The sequence below is a fragment of the Streptomyces sp. NPDC058086 genome, assembly GCF_042885015.1.
In the GTDB taxonomy this organism is placed as follows: domain Bacteria; phylum Actinomycetota; class Actinomycetes; order Streptomycetales; family Streptomycetaceae; genus Streptomyces.
In genome coordinates this window covers 1-19,055 of record NZ_JBHVST010000109.1, presented here as the reverse complement: position 1 = coordinate 19,055, position 19,055 = coordinate 1, and the positions used below count along the sequence as shown (strand labels likewise).

General features: G+C 68.8%; 17 protein-coding genes and 4 pseudogenes. 9 read left to right on the top strand and 12 right to left on the bottom strand.

Translation table 11 applies throughout. The features are described 5' to 3' along the window. Nucleotides 1-196 precede the first annotated feature (196 nt). The gene (locus ACFVWD_RS47285; RefSeq protein WP_389604518.1) at nt 197-901 is read right to left on the bottom strand and encodes an aldehyde dehydrogenase family protein; all 705 of its coding nucleotides are present in this window, start codon (nt 899-901) and stop codon (nt 197-199) included. Nucleotides 902-912: 11 nt separating this feature from the next. Beyond that, nucleotides 913-1,830 (bottom strand): acetoacetate decarboxylase family protein, encoded by a 918-nt coding sequence (locus ACFVWD_RS47280; RefSeq protein WP_389604516.1) that lies wholly within the window; start codon nt 1,828-1,830, stop codon nt 913-915. Nucleotides 1,831-2,326: 496 nt separating this feature from the next. On the opposite strand from ACFVWD_RS47280, the pseudogene ACFVWD_RS47275 reads away from it, so the two are divergent. After that, nucleotides 2,327-3,066 (top strand): annotated as a pseudogene (locus ACFVWD_RS47275) (serine hydrolase domain-containing protein). Here ACFVWD_RS47275 and ACFVWD_RS47270 read toward each other — a convergent pair. Further along, nucleotides 2,988-3,839: a transposase family protein gene (locus ACFVWD_RS47270; protein ID WP_389604514.1), complete on the bottom strand. Its 852-nt coding sequence runs from the start codon at nt 3,837-3,839 to the stop codon at nt 2,988-2,990. The pseudogene ACFVWD_RS47275 and the gene ACFVWD_RS47270 overlap by 79 nt on opposite strands. 107 nt (nt 3,840-3,946) lie before the next feature. Continuing rightward, nucleotides 3,947-4,009: pseudogene (locus tag ACFVWD_RS47265) on the bottom strand (hypothetical protein); the annotation flags it as partial. A 292-nt stretch (nt 4,010-4,301) separates the two neighbouring features. On the opposite strand from ACFVWD_RS47265, the gene ACFVWD_RS47260 reads away from it, so the two are divergent. Both ACFVWD_RS47260 and ACFVWD_RS47255 read left to right on the top strand, forming a co-directional pair. Next, nucleotides 4,302-4,961, top strand: a complete 660-nt coding sequence (locus ACFVWD_RS47260; RefSeq protein WP_389604513.1) for an MSMEG_1061 family FMN-dependent PPOX-type flavoprotein — start codon at nt 4,302-4,304, stop codon at nt 4,959-4,961. Between the two features lie 123 nt (nt 4,962-5,084). Next, nucleotides 5,085-5,267: a hypothetical protein gene (locus ACFVWD_RS47255; RefSeq protein WP_389604511.1), complete on the top strand. Its 183-nt coding sequence runs from the start codon at nt 5,085-5,087 to the stop codon at nt 5,265-5,267. 29 nt (nt 5,268-5,296) lie between these two features. Here ACFVWD_RS47255 and ACFVWD_RS47250 read toward each other — a convergent pair. Further along, nucleotides 5,297-5,389 (bottom strand): annotated as a pseudogene (locus ACFVWD_RS47250) (IS5/IS1182 family transposase); the annotation flags it as partial. A 322-nt stretch (nt 5,390-5,711) separates the two neighbouring features. On the opposite strand from ACFVWD_RS47250, the gene ACFVWD_RS47245 reads away from it, so the two are divergent. The 3 genes and pseudogenes from ACFVWD_RS47245 to ACFVWD_RS47235 form a co-directional block, all read left to right on the top strand. Beyond that, on the top strand, nt 5,712-6,140 hold the full coding sequence (locus ACFVWD_RS47245; RefSeq protein WP_389604509.1) for a hypothetical protein: 429 nt from the start codon (nt 5,712-5,714) through the stop codon (nt 6,138-6,140). Between the two features lie 207 nt (nt 6,141-6,347). Further along, nucleotides 6,348-6,767: a hypothetical protein gene (locus ACFVWD_RS47240; RefSeq protein WP_389604507.1), complete on the top strand. Its 420-nt coding sequence runs from the start codon at nt 6,348-6,350 to the stop codon at nt 6,765-6,767. A 238-nt stretch (nt 6,768-7,005) separates the two neighbouring features. Beyond that, nucleotides 7,006-7,470, top strand: a pseudogene (locus ACFVWD_RS47235) (GNAT family N-acetyltransferase); the annotation flags it as partial. 682 nt (nt 7,471-8,152) lie between these two features. On the opposite strand, the gene ACFVWD_RS47230 reads toward ACFVWD_RS47235, so the two are convergent. The 4 genes from ACFVWD_RS47230 to ACFVWD_RS47215 form a co-directional block, all read right to left on the bottom strand. After that, complete coding sequence (locus tag ACFVWD_RS47230; protein ID WP_389604506.1) at nt 8,153-8,848, bottom strand: hypothetical protein; 696 nt, start codon at nt 8,846-8,848, stop codon at nt 8,153-8,155. 338 nt (nt 8,849-9,186) lie between these two features. Further along, a complete protein-coding gene (locus tag ACFVWD_RS47225) occupies nt 9,187-9,990 on the bottom strand; it encodes a HEAT repeat domain-containing protein (protein ID WP_389604504.1) in 804 nt (267 codons plus the stop codon). Further along, nucleotides 9,987-10,274 (bottom strand): hypothetical protein, encoded by a 288-nt coding sequence (locus ACFVWD_RS47220; protein ID WP_389604502.1) that lies wholly within the window; start codon nt 10,272-10,274, stop codon nt 9,987-9,989. The genes ACFVWD_RS47225 and ACFVWD_RS47220 overlap by 4 nt, the downstream gene beginning before the upstream one ends. A gap of 4 nt (nt 10,275-10,278) precedes the next feature. Further along, nucleotides 10,279-10,521, bottom strand: coding sequence for a hypothetical protein (locus ACFVWD_RS47215; RefSeq protein ID WP_389604501.1), 243 nt, complete (start codon nt 10,519-10,521; stop codon nt 10,279-10,281). A 114-nt stretch (nt 10,522-10,635) separates the two neighbouring features. On the opposite strand from ACFVWD_RS47215, the gene ACFVWD_RS47210 reads away from it, so the two are divergent. Further along, nucleotides 10,636-11,640, top strand: a complete 1,005-nt coding sequence (locus ACFVWD_RS47210) for a HEAT repeat domain-containing protein (protein WP_389604499.1) — start codon at nt 10,636-10,638, stop codon at nt 11,638-11,640. 159 nt (nt 11,641-11,799) lie between these two features. Here ACFVWD_RS47210 and ACFVWD_RS47205 read toward each other — a convergent pair whose 3' ends face one another. After that, complete coding sequence (locus ACFVWD_RS47205; protein ID WP_389604497.1) at nt 11,800-12,459, bottom strand: TetR/AcrR family transcriptional regulator; 660 nt, start codon at nt 12,457-12,459, stop codon at nt 11,800-11,802. Between the two features lie 458 nt (nt 12,460-12,917). On the opposite strand from ACFVWD_RS47205, the gene ACFVWD_RS47200 reads away from it, so the two are divergent. Further along, complete coding sequence (locus ACFVWD_RS47200; RefSeq protein ID WP_389604495.1) at nt 12,918-15,158, top strand: MMPL family transporter; 2,241 nt, start codon at nt 12,918-12,920, stop codon at nt 15,156-15,158. A 214-nt stretch (nt 15,159-15,372) separates the two neighbouring features. Here the strand turns inward: ACFVWD_RS47200 and ACFVWD_RS47195 are convergent, their stop codons facing one another. Both ACFVWD_RS47195 and ACFVWD_RS47190 read right to left on the bottom strand, forming a co-directional pair. After that, nucleotides 15,373-15,699 carry a hypothetical protein gene (locus ACFVWD_RS47195; RefSeq protein WP_389604493.1) on the bottom strand — a complete coding sequence of 109 codons (327 nt, stop codon included), beginning with the start codon at nt 15,697-15,699 and terminating at the stop codon, nt 15,373-15,375. 196 nt (nt 15,700-15,895) lie between these two features. Beyond that, on the bottom strand, nt 15,896-17,431 hold the full coding sequence (locus ACFVWD_RS47190) for a cytochrome P450 (protein WP_389604491.1): 1,536 nt from the start codon (nt 17,429-17,431) through the stop codon (nt 15,896-15,898). 825 nt (nt 17,432-18,256) lie between these two features. Here ACFVWD_RS47190 and ACFVWD_RS47185 point away from each other — a divergent pair. Next, nucleotides 18,257-19,055, top strand: a 799-nt coding sequence (locus ACFVWD_RS47185; protein ID WP_389604490.1) for a ScbA/BarX family gamma-butyrolactone biosynthesis protein, incomplete at its 3' end; no start/stop codon positions are given.

Below are 19,055 nucleotides of genomic sequence, written 5' to 3'. Positions count from 1 at the left end.
CGCGCTCACCGCGCCACGCCGGGCCCGGACGCGCTCCAGCAGCACGGTCCGGGCCTGTCCTGTTTCTCCGCGGGTGGAGGGCTCGGGAGCTGATGCCTGCGCTTGTGCGGGTCCCGCCGGGGCGCCCGGTCCGCAACCCTCGCAACGCATGTCTGGCCGCCGCGCGGTGACGCGGCGGCCAGACATGCGTTGCGTCTCAGCGGACGCCAGTTGCCTTCAGGACCTTCTGGGCTCCGGTCAGGAGGGCGGCCCAGGCTTCGGATGAGATACGAGCCGGCGGGGTGAACCCCTGGATGCGCTGGTGGGCGACGGTCTGGGGTTCGGTGTACTTGAGGATCCCGTCGTCGTCGTGCCGACGGCCGAGTCCTGAGTCACCCATGCCTCCCATCGGCGCGTCGATGCTTCCCCAGGCGGCGGCGAAAGCCTCGTTGACGTTGACAGTGCAGGCGTGCGGCGACGGCCCGACCGCGGGCTGCTCTGCGGGTCCCCCGGCGGCGTTGCGCGCGTAGTACCGGGCGGTGATCGCGATGTCGGTGACCTCGAGGAACGCGTCGCGCCGGGTTTTGCCGCTTTCGGCCTGCATCAGGTCCAGCGCCTCGTCCTGGCGGGCGAGAACGACGTCGTGGAAACGCAGCAGGATCCTTTTCCGCTCGCTCATCGGCGTCGCCGCCCAGGCAGCCTGGGCGGTACGGGCCCGGACGAACGCACCCTCGACATCGGCGGGCGTCGAGACGGGAAGGTCGGCCAGCGGGGCACCGGTATAGGGGGCGTTGGTGGTGACCCGCACGGCGTCCGCCGCGGCCGTGCCACACGCTGCCAGTTGCTCGATCCGTGCCGGAGTCACGGATGCGGGCAGAGTCGAGCGGCGGACGGCGACAGGGGTGGCATGGTCGGTGGCCATGGCAGAGCTCCCTAGTTCTGGCTCTGGACCGAGGTCGGGACCGGCATGTGCAGGGCGAGTTGGCCCTCGGTCATGACGTCGAGCTGCACCGTCCTGATCGGACGGAGCGAGCGCAGGTCGTCGGCCATACGGCCCTCTCCCACCCGGAGCGTGACGTTGCGCGGGACACGTACCGTCCCCGACGACAGCACATTGGTATGACTCAGAGTCGAGTGCCACGCACCGCCGATCGACGTGTACGAGGTGAGGGTCGAGACACGCTCGCCACTGCGGTACGGGTTCTGGGCCGGCGTGGCCACCGAGAGCGCCAGATCGGTCCTGCCCGCGTCGTTGGCCACGCGTGCGGTCGTCCGGCCGGCGTCGATATCGACATCGAGGCCGGTGACCCACTTGGGGAAGCCGTAACCGTCGTGGCCGCGCACCTGGGCGATGTCCGTGCTCACCGGCAGGGACAGCACATAAGAATCGAGATGCTCGTTCTTGAGGCCGGCGACGAGGTCGAAGAAGCCGAGCCGGCCATGCCGTGCCGGCTTCACCGCGATCCCCACGGCGGCTTCGGTGTAGAAGTCGATGTCGCACACGTCGTAGCGGAAGAACATCACCGAGACCAGTCCCACCCCCGGTACGACCTCCAGAGGGGCCAGCTCCCTGGGCAGGCGGGTACGGATCGCGCTGGAGCGGGCGAGCATCGTCAGCCGGGCGGTCGAGATGCGGTAGTAAAAGTTCGGCGTCAGCGTCGGACCGATCGCAGAGTCGACCTTCGCCTTGGGCAGCCGCCGGAAGAAGTCCACGCTGCTGACGCGGGGATCACGGGCGACCGCTTCGAGATCGGTGTCCATCCGATAGCGGTCGTACAGGCCGCCCTTGGGGACCGTGACCGTACGGCCACCCAGGTCGACCATGGTCGTTTCCTGCTGGGGCGATGACATCGACGTAGCTCCCTCACTCGCATGTTAGCAGTGCTCACATCAGCTTAATCCGACATGTAAGCACCGTCAACAACGCTCCGGGGGCGGGGTGGAAGGGCTCACGAACTCCAGGAGGCCGATTCGGCTCGCACAACAGTTGGCGCAGCCGACAGCCCGCAACACTTGGCGCAACAGTCAAGGCGGGTCCGACGGTTCGGGGCCGGTGGCTCCAGGCTCCGTCACGTCTGCTCTCCTGGTGCTGTCACCGCGCTCAGGGACCCCTGCCCCGGCTCCCCGCCCAACCCAGCGACCCGGGGGTTAGCCCTGCCTGGAGCTCGGCGGGTACCACGATCGTCCCGCCCGGTCGCTTCCGAGAGGCTGGGCCCGTAAGCCGGTGGTTACCCAGTGATTCCGTGGGAGTTGGCTCGTGCGTGAGCAGGCATGGCAGAGGTTTCGTTCGCCCGGGCGGCGGAGTGGTCGGCGCAGAGCCGCGCCGGCCGCGGTGGCCGTCGGCGTGATGACGATGGGCGCCGTGGCCCCACCCGCGGCGCCTGCCGCCGCCAGGCCGCACACCGTCCAAAGGGGCCTGAACGCGCTGGTGCACACCGACGGCGTACCCGCCCCGCTGGCGAGCGTCGAAGACCGTACCTGCCACACCCGCACCTACACCGCAGGGGTCGGCGAACTGGCCACCGGAACGAAGGTGCCCCGGGACGGTCAGGTGCGCATTGGCAGCAACACCAAGACGTTCACGACGGTGGTCGTGCTGCAACTGGTCGCTGAAAGCAAGATCGACCTTGACGCCCCGGTCGACACCAATCTGCCCGGCCTCGTCCGCTGGGACAGGATCGACGGACGCCGCATCACCCTCCGTCAACTCCTCCGACAAACCAGCGGACTTCCCAACTACAGCAAGTACCTCAGCGACGACATCCGCTACTACGACCCCCCGAACTCCTCGACCTCGCTCTCCAGCACAAGGCCGACTTCGCCCCCGGCACGAAATGCGCCTACAGCAACACGAACTACCCGGTGGCCGGCCTGATCGTTCAGAAGGTCACCGGTCGCCCCCTTGCCGAGGAGATCGACCGGCGCGTCATCAAACGCATCGGATTGCGCCACACCTGCTTCCCCGCCCCCGGCGAGGTGACGATCCGGGAGCGCCACCCCAAGGGCTACTACAGGATTCGGCAGGCGCGCCCCTGGTCGACGCCACGGAATGGGACCCTTCCTGGGCCTGGGCTGCGGGCCAGATAGTGTCCACCCACTCCGGCCTGAACCGGTTCTTCACGGCGCTGTTGGCCGGCCGCCTTCTCCCGAAGGCTCAGCTCGACCAGATGCGCAACACCGTCCCCGCCAGTTACGGGCTGACCCGCGATTGATTTTGGGGCGTGTTGGCCTGCGGGTTCGGCTGACTGGTAGTTCAGCAGGCTGTGGTGCGGACGTGCACCGGCTCGATGCTGGGTTTGTGCCGGGTAGGCCGCTTGGCGGCGCGGTCGGAGACCAGGGCGGCGATGGCGAGGTGGGTCTCGCCGTAGGTCTCGCGGCGGCCGGTGAAGCGGGCGCCACTGCCGGACTTCGGCGTTGGCGTGCTCGACGCGGATCCCGCGGGAGGACTGGCGGCGCTTCATCTCGCGTCGGCCGTACCGCTCGGTGACCGGCCCCTCGTTCGGGGCCTTCATGCCCTTCGGTTTCTTGGGCGGGGCGCCGACCTGGTCGGGGAACTCGTTGGCCAGGCCGCGGTAGCCGTCGTCGACCTCGGCCGTCACGCCGGGGTGCCGGTGGAACTGCTCGGCGATGCCCTCGGTGCGCACGGCGGTCCGGTCGTGCATCCGGCCTGGGCGCTGGGCCCCGGACCACAGGGTGCGGCCCTGGCCGTCGCTGATCGTCGTGGTCTTGACGGTGTTGTGCCTGCGCTTGCCGGAGACGAAGGCCCGTCGGCCGGGACGGCCCCCGTCTGGACGGCGGACCTGGGTCTCCATCCCGTCGATCCGCAAGGTGACGTCCTCGGCCGCGGCATGGGCGAACACATCCTCAGGGTCCGCAGCCGGATGCCGGGCCGGTCGGGGACGCCGAACCCACGGTCCGCCGGCAACGGGCGGACCTCCCGGATCGCCCGGCCGATCGTGGAAGACCTCACCTTGCAGAGCACGCCCAACGCCTCATGGGTGAGCCGAGTCCGCAGATGGACCAGTGTCACCTGGAGCCGGTCGGTGAAGACCAGTTCGTACTTCGGCCCGGCCCCGCCTCCCGCCGACGGTCGCCCTCACGTCGCCCATGACACGCGGACCCACAGCGCGCCACCCAGCGCGGGGCGAGTTCCGCGACCAACTCGCCCAGATGTTGGCGCGACAGCCCGCAGAAGGCAGGATGGGACATGGCCGCGCGGGCCTGTTTGATCTTCACACATCAGACAACTCGCGGGGCCGTCTCTATGTCCCCACACTCACCGACCAAGATCAATCGCAGGTCGGCCCATTAGGGTCGGAGACATGACGACACCCCTTGCCGGCAGTGCCTTCGACTCGCTCCGCCTCGACGCCGTGCCCGACCAGGAGGCGCTACGCCGGGTCTACGAACTCCCCAGCGACGCGGCCGTGCGGAAACAGATGACCGAACTCACCGAGCAGACCCGGCGGTTGATCGGCTGCTCATCCCTGGTCCTGGTCGCCACCGCGGACGCCGAGGGCAACTGTGACGTCTCCCCGCGCGGCGGCCCCGCCGGGTTCGTCGCCGTCCTGGACGCACGGACGGTGGCGATACCGGACGCGACCGGCAACAAGCGTCTGGACACCCTGCAGAACGTCGTCGCCACCGGACGGGCCGGGCTGCTGTTCGTCATCCCGGGGCGCACCACGACGCTCAGGGTGAACGGCCGGGCCTGCGTCTCCACCCGCCCAGAGCTGTTGTCGCAACTGACCGCCGTGGGCAAGCCGCCGGCCAGTGCGCTGGTGCTGGGGATCGAGGAGGTCTACCCGCACTGCCCCAAGTCGCTGCTGCGCAGCGGGGCCTGGAAGCCGGAGGAGTGGCTGCCCGCGGACGCCCAGCCGGCCTCGGCCGAGGTGACCCTGGCTCAACTGCGGATGCCGGAGCTGACGATCGCCGACATCGAGCAGGCGGAGGCGGACTCGCTGAAGTACCGGTACGAGTAACGGGCCGACCTGCGATTGCTGAACCACCAGCCAGCCGAACCCCCAGGCCGGGACGCCCCAAGATCAATCGCGGGGCAGCCCGTAAGCTCTTTTCCCGCCGGTGCCCGTTACGGGCTGGGACTCGTGAGCCCGCCGCTGTCGTACGGCGGTGTGTACTGGGGCCACGGCGGCAGCGTGACGGGATACGAGACCCGAGGCGGCGCCACCGAGGACGACCGCGCGGCCAACGTCGCTGTGACCATGCAGCCGAGCCAGGCGACCAAGGAGCGCATGGACGGTGTCGTGGACACGGCCCGGTGCCGCTGAACCGCGCCACTTGCGGAGTGTCCCGCGGGTCACTGACGGAGCCAAAGCCGGATCGACGCGAGGGTGACCGTGCCGTGGAAGACGTGCGCTCTCTTGTCGTACCTGGTCGCCACGGCCCGGAATCAGGTCACTCTGGTCCCGGGCGCGGAAGCTCTTCCTCAACGGGCAGGCGCCGGCCGACAGTTCACGGCAGGAACCGGCGCAGCGGGGTGCGCGGACAGCGAGTCCTGGAGGTCAGGCTCATGAGGTCACCGCCTTGGGTAGAGCGCGCGGCTGCCGCGCTGGCCCCGTCGGCCCGGCTTCGCCCGGCCACTCCAACTTGTCATCTGTCCTGTCTCATCGATTCCAAATGCGGTTTGTCATGCGGCGAGAGCGGTGGCGCGTGTCAAGTCTCCTATCCCGTTGGGGGTTACCTGCGCTCAGGAGTTCGGTCAGACTCGGCGCATGGGAGATGGCACCCAATGGTCGCTGGACGATGACTGGGATTGGCAGATGCAATGCGCACGAGCTCATGATGCGTCGCTGCGTGGCACGGACTCGTGGGTGCCTCCTGTTGAGGAGGAGCTGGTGCTGGCCGCCCGGGCAAGCGCGTTGAGCCAGTGGCATCCAACTACCAGTCACAACTACCTCCGGTTCTCGGACGGCCCTCCGCCCTGGGTGCCTGGAGGGCGCGACGACGCGAGATATCTGCCGGGATGCATCTCCTTCGCGAAGGAGGGGGCGGACGGCAGCGCTGTCTTCCGGGTCTGGAGCGGATTCCTGTTGCAGACCCCCGATCCGGTGCTCGTGCTGGCCACCCCGAAGGCCGTGGACGCTGTTGAGGCCCTGGTGGCGGTTCTGACCACCGACAGCCGAGAGTCTGCAACGAGCTGAAGGTTCGGATGGCGATAGCCCGGGCGGCGGCGCCGTCGGCCAAGTCGATGCCCCAGGTCACCTCGTCGCCGACGACCAGTACTTCGGCGAGAAGTTCGAGGAGTTCGGGTTCGTCGTTGGTGACGCGTCAGGGAACCTTGATCGGTCTCACTGAAGTTTGATCACCCTGGGCGGTACTCGTGAATCGGGCCGCGTACTCTCGGCTCCGTGCCCCGCCATTCGAAGAAGCCCCGCCGACTGGTCGCTGACGGACGCACGTACCTGTGGACGCTCCGCCACAGTCACCGCGTGCTGGACAGCGGCCGGTTCGCAGGCTGCTGCGAGACCCTCATGCTGTACCCGCAGCCGGCCGGCACCGGTGGCCCGCTGCGCATCGTCTTTGCCGAGGGCCCGGGCCGGTATGTCCCGGGCGGGTTCCCCATGGGCTCCGGGGACGTGGGGTACGTCCGGGGCGGCTCCCTGAACCTGCACGAACCGGGCGCCGTCCGGGCCCTGCTCGACGCGGCGTCGGCCCGCGGGTGGCAGCTGGCAGAGGGGCGGGGGGTGGAGGTCGACGGCTGGCCCCTACTGGAGGCGGCGGCGCCGCACGAGCGGGGGGCGCCAGGCCCGCGGGCGCGTGAAGGGTGACTCCGACCTCCCCCTCGGAACGTGGCAACAATGACGGCATGGCAGCCCACCACGCCGCGTTCAAAATTCGGTCAGACTGATCAAACTCCGGGGAGACGGGACAAAAGCCGCCGCGCTCGCACCGCACGCGGCCTGGTGCCCCGTCTCAGTCGAACGGGTCCCTGTCTCAGATGATCTGACCCACTTCGCTCGTCGTCTCAGGTGATCCGGTCCGAGATGGTCGCGGTCCGCTGATCGACAACTCGCAGGAGCCGATAGGTTGCAGAGCATGAGCGTTGAGACTGAGGCCGTTCACGAGGCGACTGACGAAGTGGTGGAGGCGTTCGCTCGTCTCCTTCCGCAGTTGTCGTCCCAGGCCAAGCCCCTGGACCACGAAGCCGTGGGGAGATTGACGGGTACCAGTACCAACACGTTGCTGGTGGCCCGTGTCGAGGGCGTGATCGTCGGGGCGTTGATGCTGGTGATGTCCCCCTTGCCGTCCGGCCTGCGGGCTCATATCGAGGACGTGGTGGTCGACGCCGCCGCACGTGGCCACGGCGTCGGCAGAGCCCTGATCGACAAGGCCCTTGGCCTGGCCGCGGACGCGGGAGCTCGAACCATCGACCTCACATCACGGCCTTCGCGAGAGGCCGCGAACCGCTTGTATGAGCGGGCGGGTTTTCAACGGAGAGAGTCCGCTGTCTATCGAGTCACCCTGGACTGAAGCGCGGTGCCGGCTCTCTCGCGATCACCTCTCATCCCAGAGGCTCTCGACCGTCTCGACGCACTGGCTGAGCCACTCGTGTGATCTGTGCGTGGTGTCAGCTGGTGTCAGCTCGAAACGGCGGAGCCTGACCAGATCAGCTGAGACAACATCCGGCATCCAGTTGCCCAGTACCAGATCAACCGGGATTTCCAGCACTCTCACGTCTCAGTTGACCTGCTCGCCGCAGGTCACAGGTCTGGGCCGGGACCAGATCGCTTGCGACAGGACACCAAGGTCGCCGCAGCCGGCCGGCCGATGGGCATGCATGTCGACCGTCCCTGAACTCGCGGCGACCGCACAGAAGTTGATGGACGCGTAATCTCCGTCGTCAGAAGTGGGACTGGTCCGCGCCGTCGCTCGTGTTGTCGTAGGCGTTGACGCAGGCGAGCCGGAAGGACGGTCCGCGGTGGCCGCACGCTGCCGTAGAACGCCTCGTGCCCGGCTCGGTGCACGAGATGCACACCCACTGACGCACAGACCGCACCTCTTCGTCGCTCGCCACCACGCGGCCCTGCTACCTGTCCCGATGCTCCGATGCTCCGATGCTCCGACACGCGAACCAGCCTGACGGGCCGCGTGACGCGGGCGCCACGAAGTTGCAGCGAGTTCACGAACCGGTATACGCGCTGATCCGCCGGCGTCAACGGCCCTTGATGACCCGGCTGATCGCGTACGGGGCCTCCTCAGCCACAGAAAACAGCGGTTCCAGGATCGGCTCGTACACCGGATCTGTGGTGGGCGGGCTGGACTCGGTCATCAAGCACCCCGCTGCTTCTTCCTTGGTCCGGGGATAGGCCGACCCCTGGTCCACGGCAATCTCGACCACGACCGCCATCGCGTCGTCCACGCCCTCGCGCAGCTTCGCCCACCGTTTTGTCATCTCGCCCCGCTCATCGAAGGGGTCGTAGGCAGGCAGGAACCGGGCCGCAGGCACCGCCAGCGCATCGCGTAGTCGGCCAAGAGGCGGCTCCTGGCACAGCTCCTTCACAGCGGAGGCCGTGAGCGGTGGCTTCCCACTGGCCAAACGCTCCAGCACCGTGATGCCCAGGACAGCCGCCGCCGCAGCGTAGCGCCAGGCGGTCAGCGCCGTATGCCGCTCGTAGTCGTACGCGCCGTGCACGATCTCGGAGACGGCTTCCTCCTGATACCGGAAAGGAGCTTGCTCCGTCCGGTCGCGCAGATCGGCCAGTTCGCGAGCGGCGTGGAGCCGGTCCGTGACCAGACTGGCCGACTGCCACTCGTAGAGTGCCGTCAGCCACGCCCCGTGTAACGACCGCAGCGCCTCTAACTCGATGGTCGTCAGCGTCCCTCGGTCATCGAACGGCGGAAACCGCATGCCACTTCCCCACCTCCGTAGCACGGACAGTGATCGGCACCGTACTACCCGGCACGGGCGTGCAAGGACCGAGCTGTGAAACTCCTCAGCCCTCCGACCAGCAGCGTGGCCGGAAGACGGCGGAACGCACCGTAGCCACGAGGGCGCTGGCGACCAACGCGTCCCGCCGCCCCAGTAGCTGCGATGCCGGGGGCGGGGCAATGCAGCTACCGGGGTGGCTACCCGAGCCATGTTGGTGAAGAGGCAGTGTTCCGCCCCTGCACTGTTAGGTGCCCTGCCCCGTGGGGAGGAAATGCCCCCGACTACGCCGGTCCAAGGAGGCGGTTCCGACTGGCGGGTCAGGCGCAGGCGGTGAGCTTCTTTCGGGCAGCAACAGCCTGCTCCTGCACAAAGGCGTCTGAGTCGCGAGCGAGCAGGTCCAGGACGGCCAGGCTCGCCGGTTCAGGAGTTGGGAACCGGCTCAGTGCGATGGCGACCCATGCCCGTACCCGTGCGTTGTCGTCCTTGGCGAGGCGATGGGTTGCCGACAGGGTCCTGGGCTGTCGTGCGAAGCCGAGGGAGCTCAGGGCGTTCACTCGTACCTGGGGGCTGAGGTCCGCGAGCAGGGCCGTCAGCAGATCGATGGCCTGGGCTGTGGTCTTGGTGTGGCTGCCGATGGTTCCCACGGTCACGCTGCGGACTCTGTCGTCCGCATCTTGGACGGCGCCGGCCAGGAGGTCGAGGTCGCTCGGATCGGGAACGAAGCCGAGCAGCCACAGCGCTGCCCTGCGCAGGTCCGGGTCGGGGCCCGCGGCCCATGTCAGGACGATGCTGCGCGCATAGGCGCGGTCCTGGTGAGCGAAGTCGGCCAGTATCGCCGACAGGGAGTCCTGGTCATCGCCCAGATCGTGGGCAAAGGCCCGCAGCAGCGCGGGCAGGGCTTTGGACCCGGCTGTCGCGGCCAGAATGTTGCAGAGCACGTGGCGTCCGAACGAGTTCCTCGCATCCACGGCACTGGCAAGGTGCTCTTGCAGGCGTGGGACCAGGCCCGTGTCCCGAGCGGCCACCAGTTCGTCTTCCAGGTCTGCGATCTGGTTGAGGTCGGAGTCGGGGTCCGCCAGTGCGGCAGCAAGGGTGTCGAGCTGTGTGGCAGTGCTGCTCACGAGGTGGCCCTCCAGCGGGGGGCGTCGGCGTCGGGCCGATCGGAGCCGGCGAAGTGGAACGGCACGCCGAACTGCTCGGCCAGGGCACGACCGACCGCCTCTGCTTCTTGTGCTTCGGGCCATGGCGGGACTGCGCCGTCGAACAGTCGCAGGTCGCCACCGTGCCGGATGGTGGCGAGCCGGTGCTCGTCAGCCGGGACGTCTGTGAGCGCCATCAGGTCCACGCACCAGCCCTCGGTGTCACCGTCCCACAACGCCTCGATGGCCACCGTCCGGCCAGGCAACGCCTCAACTTTCTCCGTGAGTGTCACCAGGTTCAGCGGCGGGGTCGGATATCACTCGATCCGTCGGCCCCAACTCCAGGTAGCGTTCTGCCACCACATCGAGCGTTTCATACAGGCCCGGCCTGGACTCGGCTCGGAACGCCTCACGCACGCGGGCGACTGCCGCGATCCGGTGGTCCTGCTGGATCAGGCCGCCCACAGCAGAGCGCTCGGCGGCCGACAGCATGGCCCAAATCGGGGAGTCCATGACCGTATTCAAGCCGTACCGTCTACGCGCCCCCAACTCGGGTCGCCCTAGCCGAGCATGCCCCTCCAGCGTCGCGGTGCCGGGCCCGGGGGGCGCTGTAAACGGAGATTCCCGGTGAATTCGTGGGACAGCGACCCGGCGTACCAGGCGGTGGTGCGGGCGTTCGTGGACGGGGATCCGCTCGATCAGGCGGGCGGGCCCCTCGACGTCCGTGCGGTGGTGGCGGGCATCCGTACGGACGCCAAGGACGGGTTCCTGCTTGACGAGGTGCCCTGGGACCGCTTCCCGGACGGCGTCAGCGTCCGGGAGGTCATGGAGCGGCTGCGCTCGGGCGACGCCTCCGCCGTCCGTGGTGCCCTCGACAGTCTCATCGGCCTGTGTGCCGACGACATGAGGGCCGCAGTGGCGCCGACGGTGCCCTTCCTGATTCGGATCGGTGCCGACCCGGAGGCCGGCCACCGTGCCGAGGCTCTGGCGGTGACAGCCGAAGTGGCGCGCTTTCGGCACCAGGGGGTATGCACGCGTGCCGACATGCTGCGGTTCCGCGGCGATGACGAATGGTTCTTCGAGGTCACCGGCTACTTGCAGAACTGGTCGGCGCAGGCCGCCCGCGACGCGATCGCCGTGGACACCGATCTCCTCCTCCCCCTGCTCGACGACCCCGACCCCTCGGTGCGCATCGCCACCGCCTACGCGCTGGCGGCCGCCTCCGCCCGCGCGCAGGACATCCTCTCCGCGTTCCACGCCTGCCTGCTCGCGGAGCATGACCCAGCCGTACGCGCGGGCCTGGTACTGGCGATCGCTCAGCTGGCCCGGGCGCACCAGGATTCGCCGACGGTGGTGTGGATGCGGGCCTGTTGGTCCGACCCCGCACGGCAGCCCGAGGTACGGGTGAGCACCGCACTGGGGTGGATGTGCCTTACCGACCTGCCGGTCCCGGACGAACTGCGCGTCATGCTGGACGACCTCGCCACCCACGAGACAGCCCAGTTGATGGCGCCGCTGCCGTGGATGCGTGCGGCCGAGAACACCAACAGCAACGGCCTGCACCGCTGCCTACGCGCCATGCTGCACCCCGACACGCCTGATGCCGAGGACCACGACGACCCGTGGTCGTGACCACGCCCCGATCACCACCCGCAGGGCCGGAACACCGAGCGACTGCGCCGCCTACGCCGCAACAAGGTGGGGAACCCCGCCCGCAGGACTCCGACATCGGCGACCACGTGCGCTTCTTCCGCGTGTCGGCCGCTTGCTGGAGCACTTGGAAGACCTCTCTCAGGACTTCGTGGGCGTGCCCAGCAGGTCGGACAGCTCGGCGTCGTAGAGCCGCGCGGGGTCGAACCCCATCCCCGTGAAGTGGCCCGCGAGTTCCAGGGACAGGACGCCGTGCAGGCGGGTCCAGAAGGTCAGGGCCTGGTGGAGCACGGCGGGCGGGGCGGGGTGGTCACCCGCCCAGTCCCGGTGGTCGGCGAGGTGGGCGTCGAACGGGGTCGCCGGGCCGTGTGCGGACAGTTCGGCGCACGCGTCGAGCAGGGACGCCATGATCTCGGAGGCGATCGCGGTGATGTCGTCGGGCGCGTGGTAGCCGGGGACGGGGGTGCCGTAGACGAGGAAGTACCGCTGGGGATCGGCCAGGGCCCAGCCACGTAGCGCGTGCGCGAGGCCGGCCGGGTCGGCACCGGCGGTGCGGGCCGCCCGGAAGGTGTCGGCGAGGCTGCGGTACGCGCCCCTGACCAACTCGGTGATCAGCTCGTCCCGGCTGGCGAAGTACCGGTAGAGCGCGGGTCCGCTCATGCCCATTCCCTTGGCGATCGCGTTGAGGGAGAGCGCGGACGCGCCCGCCGTGGCGATCTGCTCCCACGCCCGCTCCTTGATCTCCGCACGCACCTGGGCGCGGTAGCGCTCGCGTGGCGTCGTCGCCTCTGCTCCGTCCATGACCTGCCCTCCTTCACCGTCTAGTTAGAGGTTATCACGATGGTTATTGACACTTCCCGTGAAGGCGAGTTACAACTTCTAACGAACCCGATACTAAGTAACGCACGTGGAGGCATTCATGAGTCGGCAGGTCGCCGTACGCCTTGGCGATGAGCACTGCACCGCGAGCGTCCCGGCTCGGGAGGTGGCGATGGAGTTCCTGCACCGTCATCCCGAGGACGCCGGCGGCCGCTCTCGGAAACAGGGCCGCGGGCCCACGTTCAGCGATGTCACGCTCATCGCCGGCGCGGTGAGAGCGGGGCCGTCGCTTGCAAGTCCGCGGGCATGCGGCGACCGAACGACCGCAACCCTGACAAGGCATCAGGGGCCAAGAGGTCTGGCGGAACACTGTGCCGGCTCCCCCATGCGTCCGGCTGCTTCACGCCACTTCCACCGTAAGAACGCAAAGGAGAACGGACGTGTTTGAACGCTTGGCCGAACTTGCGATTCGCCGGTCCCGGCTGGTCCTCGTCATCGCCGTCGTCACCGTTGCCCTCATGGGTGTGTTGGGAGCCGGAGCATTCGCCAAGCTGCGCGGGGGCGGCTTCGACGACCCCGCCTCCGAGTCCACCCGGGCCGCGAAGGTCATCGACGACAAGTTCGGCGGAGAGACGAACCTGGTCCTGCTGGTCCGGGCCCCCGAGGGCCGCGTCGACACCCCCGCCGTCACGCGGAGTGGCCAGACCCTGGTGGCCGACCTCAGGAAGGAGGAGGAGCTCACCAACGTCATCTCGTACTGGGACACGGGCAGCCCCGACCTCCGCTCCCGGGACGGCCGCGAAGCCATGGTGCTCGCCCATGTGACAGGCGACGAGACGCAGGAGCGGGAAAACGCCCGGAAGATCCTCGACGCCTACACCGGAACCCACAAGGGCGCACTCACGGTCCAGGCCGGAGGCGGCGCCGCCGTGGGCAACGACCTGTCGAAACAGGTGGTCGACGATCTGGTCCTGGCCGAGACCATCGCCATACCACTCACCCTCGTGCTGCTCCTGTTCGTCTTCGGCAGCATGGTCGCGGCCCTGCTGCCGTTGGCCATCGCCGTCATCGCCGTCATCGGCTCGTTCGCCCAGCTCTCCCTCCTCGGCAGCGTCACCGACGTCGCCGACACCGCGACCAACCTCACCACCGCCCTGGGCCTCGGACTGGGCATCGACTACGCGCTACTGATGACCAGCCGCTTCCGGGAGCAGCTCGCGGCAGGGGCGAGCGTGGACGACGCCGTACGGCGCACGGTGCACACGGCCGGCCGCACCGTCGCGTTCTCCGCCGCGACAGTGGCGGCGGCGCTCGCGGCACTCCTGGTGTTCCCGCAGTACTTCCTGCGCTCGTTCGGCTTCGCCGGAGTCGGTGTCGTCGCCATCGCCGCCCTCGGCACCTTGTTCGTGATGCCAGCTCTGCTGGCCGTCCTCGGTCACCGGGTCAACAGCGGGCGGCTGCCGTGGGCTGAGCGGGGGCACTCCGGCGCCCGGGCACCGATGTGGGGACAGCTGGCCCGCACCGTCATGCGGCGGCCCGCACTCACCGCGCTCCCCGTACTCGCCGTGCTGCTCGCGGCGGCGAGCCCGCTGCTGGGCATCACCTTCGGCACACCGGACGAACGCGTCCTACCAAAGGACGCCGCCAGCCGCCAGGTCGCCACGGCACTGCGCGAGAACTTCGACGGCAGCGAGGACTCGGCCGTCAACATCGTCATCGACCAGCCCGTGAACAAGGCCCCGCTGGAGTCGTACGCGGTCGAACTGTCCGGGCTCAAGGGCGTCATACGCGTCGAGACCAGCACGGGAACCTACGCCGAGGGACACTCCACGGCGACCGCCCCCGGCAACACCGTCCTCGGCCGGCCCGGCGCGCAGCGCATCAGTTTGGTGAGCGCCCTGACACCGAAGTCGGGCGCGGCCCAGAACCTGGTCAAGGAGGTGAGGGCACTCACCCCGCCCACCGGGACACACCCCCTGGTGGGGGGAACCGACGCCGTACTGGTCGACTCCAAGGACTCCATCGGCGGCCGGCTCCCGATCGCCGTGGCCCTGGTCGCCCTCACCACCTTCATCCTGCTCTTCCTGTTCACCGGCAGCGTCGTGCAGCCACTGCGCGCACTGGTCCTCAACGTCATCAGCCTGGCGGCGACCCTCGGCGTCATGACCTGGATCTTCCAGGACGGCAATCTCTCCTCCCTCCTCGGCTTCACGGCGCAGCCGATGGAAATGTCGATGACCATGCTGACGTTCTGCATCGCCTTCGGCCTTTCGATGGACTACGAGGTGTTCGTCACCAGCCGGATCAAGGAACTCCACGATCTGGGCAAGGACAACGAGACCGCCGTGGCCGACGGCCTCGGCCACACCGGACGCATCGTCAGCGCGGCGGCCTTCCTCCTCGCGGTGAGCTTCTTCGCCTTCGGCACCGCCAAGATCAGCTTCATGCAGATGTTCGGCCTGGGCAGCGGACTCGCCGTCCTCATCGACGCTCTCGCCGTACGCGGCGTACTCGTCCCCGCCGCCATGCGCCTGCTCGGCCGCTCTGCCTGGTACGCGCCCGGCTTCCTTCGCAAGCTCCACGACCGGTTCGGCCTCAGCGAAGTCGGCCCCGAACCCACGGCCGCTGTGGCGCCCGCAACGGCAACGTCGCCGTACGTGAAGGACACGACGGGAGCCTGACCACCGACGACCGCGTCGCACCGTGTGCCCGCCTCCGCCACACCGGAGGCGGGCACAGACCTGCATCGGCGCACGGCTGTTGGCGTTCCGACTCGGACACCACTGTCCAAGCCCGAACGCCTCGTCACAGTCTGCCACCGCGCCTCCAGGAGGAGCCATCCGCGCTCCGCCAGACGTCTGGCCTTCGATCGCACCCCCTCGACCTTCGCCGACGTCATCCCAAGGCCCAGCTCCGTCGCGATCTCCCCGGCTCGAAGCGGCCTGTGACCCTCTGATCGCTGCTGTTCCAGCACACGGCGAGAAGCTGCTCGTAGCCTGGCGTCAGAACCGTCACCGCCAGCCCGTCGTACCACGGCGGCACCGTCGAGCCCGGCACCGGCGCGAGCGAGGACGCCGCTTCCCACGCGATCACCCGCCGGTCCAGCTCGATCTCGGCTGCCTCCAACACCTCGATCAGCCGCGCGACTTCATCCCGCAGACCCTCTGCCCGCACCTGGGCAGCCACCTCCCGCTCCTCCAGCAATCCCAGCACCGACGCCACCGCGCTCGGCCAAGAGATGCCAGGAGGGCCTCTTCACGCGCCTCGTCGGCAAGATGCCGCCCCGAATCTGCCCTTCTGCGTCTGCAGGCACGCTTGTGGATCTTGTCGGCACAACGCTGGCCGAACTGCCGCACCCGCAGGCACTTTCAATGACGTCCAGCAGACAGCGGCGCCAGGGCCGGGGCGGCGCGTCACCTCACCCGTCGGCAGGCGGCCCCAGCACTACCGGCACCTCCCGTGGCCCGTTCGAAATGAACGACTCCGTCGGACGCAACGCATCCGGCTCCACCGCCAGCCGCATCTCGGGAAAACGGGCGAACAGCGCCTGCAGGGCAATCTCGGCTTCCAGCCGCGCCAACGGTGCCCCCAGGCAGTAATGCACCCCATGACCGAACGACAAATGCTCCCGTCGCGTCGCCCGCATCACATCGAACCGCTCCGCATCCTCTCCGTGCGCCCCCGGATCCCGCCCCGCCGCCGCGAACCCGATCACCAGCGCATCCCCTCGCGGGATCACCGTCTCCCCCACCCGCACGTCCTCCACCGCATACCGCAAAATCGCATTCGCCCCCGGCGCCTCCACCCGCAACGCCTCCTCGACCACGTCCCCCCACGACGCCCGCCCCGACCGCACCAACTCCAACTGCCCCGGCTCCCGCAGCAACAACACCACCGCGTTCGCCAGCAGATTCACAGTCGGCTCACACCCCGCGCTCAACAACATGATCAGGTTGTCGACCAACTCCTTCTCACTCAATCCCTCACCCCCCGCAGCCTCCGGGCCACCCGCGCCCGCACCGTGCCCGACGTCTGTGAGGTGTGTGAGGTCCGAGTGGGCGGCCGGGTCCGCGGGATCCGCCCCGGTCCCCGCAGCGATCAGCGCACTCGTCAGATCCTCGCCCGGACAACGCCGCTTGAACGCGACCAACTCCCCCATCGTCCGGTACAGCGCCGCGTAGTTACGCCGCGCCTCATCCAACGACACCCCCGTAGCGAAAAACCCCTCAATGATCTCCCGCAACGCCCCCCGGAACTCTTCAGGAATCCCGAACAACTCCAGCATCACCCGGCTCGGCAACGGCTGCGCATACAACCCCCGCACGTCCACCACCCCGTCCCGAGCCTCCCGCGCCGACGCCTCCATCCCTTCCAGCAGCCCCGCCGCGATCTCCCCCACGCGCGGCCCCAGCAACCCCACCCGCCGCGCCGTGAAAGCCGACCCCATCAACCCCCGCAGCCGGCGGTGCTCCGCTCCGTAAGACGTCACCAGATTCTGCACCGACACCCACACCGCCAACGGCCACTCCGCCCCCACCTCACCCCGCTGCCACGCCGGCCAATGCCGATACGCATCCTTCGACACCCGCCCGTCCGTCAACAACCCACGAATCACCCCCGGATCCGTCACCGCCCACGCTCCCACTCCACCCGGCAACACCACCCGCACCACCTCACCCCGACCCCGCAACAACGCCCCCTCCCCCTGCACATCCCGCCCCAACCCATCCATCGCATACGGACACCCACCCCGCCCAGCACGCAGATCCGGCGCACCCTGCGTATCCGGCACAGCCTGCTGGTCCGGCCCGTCGGACACGGCACGCAGGTCCACCACACCCCCGCCGCCCCGCAACTCCTGCTGCTCCTGCTGCTCCTGCTGCTCCTGCCGGCCCCGCTCATCCCGTCGACCCTGCTGCTTCTGCTGCTTCTGCTGCTCCTGCTGACGCGCCACCGGACACCTCCACGACACAGACCGCGAAAACTTCCCGACAAGCACCACAAACACACCCCGGCACCACGCCCGCATCACCACCGGGACGCCCACCAGGGACACAACCCCACACACACGCCAGGCCCCGCCCGAAAAGTCACCCCGGAAACCCGCCACCAGCCACCAGCCACGGACCCCCGACACCCGATCCTCCGCGGGACACCGGAACCCAACCCCTGGACATATGCCAGGGCGCCGTCCCCAGACACACAGACACCGACGGGAAAACGGCTCGCGCACACGCGGGACCCGGCCCAGAGTGCACATCCGGGCCTCAACACCAGCAACCGCTCAGACCCACACCCGGCACACCCAGGCACGCACCCCTGGCGCCGGTCACAGGTCATGTGCATCCGGGTGCCGGCCCGGGCCATGCGCATCCCCGGAAACCGTCCCCCCGGCACCACCGACACCCGCCAGAGAACCACTCGCAAAACAAAACCGCTCGGCCGGTTTCACTATAGCCTCGCCCGAGGCCCACACAAGAGACACCAACACACCCCCGCGACCACCCGACCCCGAGCCTCGCACACCACCCCCAACCCCCGGAAGACACCCACAGAACGGAATCAAAACCCCCGCTTGCCCAGCGAAGATCCCCCGCCACACCCCCACCGCGGACCGGTGAATATGCACCCCGCACACCCCCGCCCCCACTCCCCGGCCCGACCCCGGCCCGCCCCCGCGAAATTCCCCGCCCGCCCTTGAAAAGAAAACCGGTAGGTTCGTATCTTATGACCCTGCACGGTCCATCCCGGCACCTCCCACAGCACCACGGAGACCCACATGACCCTGCTCACCGTCCACCAGGACAACCAGCCCACCCCCGCCACCACCAGCCCCGACACACACCCAAGTACCGGTGCGGGCACCGATACCGCTACGGAAGCTGGTGCGGGTACGGGCACCGCTGCGGGCACAACCCCCCTCGACCCCACCCGCATGCCCCGCCTCACCACCACCGTCCCCCGCGAATACGTCCACCGCTCCACCCTCGCCGAGGTCTTCCTCACCGGCTGCGAACAAACCAGCGACACCCACTACACCCTCACCGCCCAATGGCCCCGCGCCCACACCTTCTTCACCACCCCCGACGGCACCCACCACCACCCCCTCCAAGCCGCAGAAACCATCCGCCAAACCGGCCTCTACCTCGCCCACGCCGAACTCGGCATCCCCCTCGGCCACCACTTCCTCATGCGCAACCTCCACCTCACCACCCACCCCCAACACCTCACCATCGGCCCCACCCCCACCGACCTCACCCTCACCGCCACCTACACCCCCCACCACCCCCACACCAAACGCCCCACCGACTTCACCATGCACATCACCATCACCCGCAACGGCCACCCCACCGCCACCGGCACCGGCCGCTTCACCTGCCTCACCCCCACCACCTACCAACGCCTCCGCCACCCCCACACCACCACCCACACCAACACCACCAGTGCCGGTCCCGGCACCCACCAACACCCCAACCCCCAACCCACACCCGCACCCACCCACTACGGACGCACCCTCCCCCACGACATCGTCCTCACCCCCACCCCCCACCCCCACACCTGGCAACTCACCCCCAACC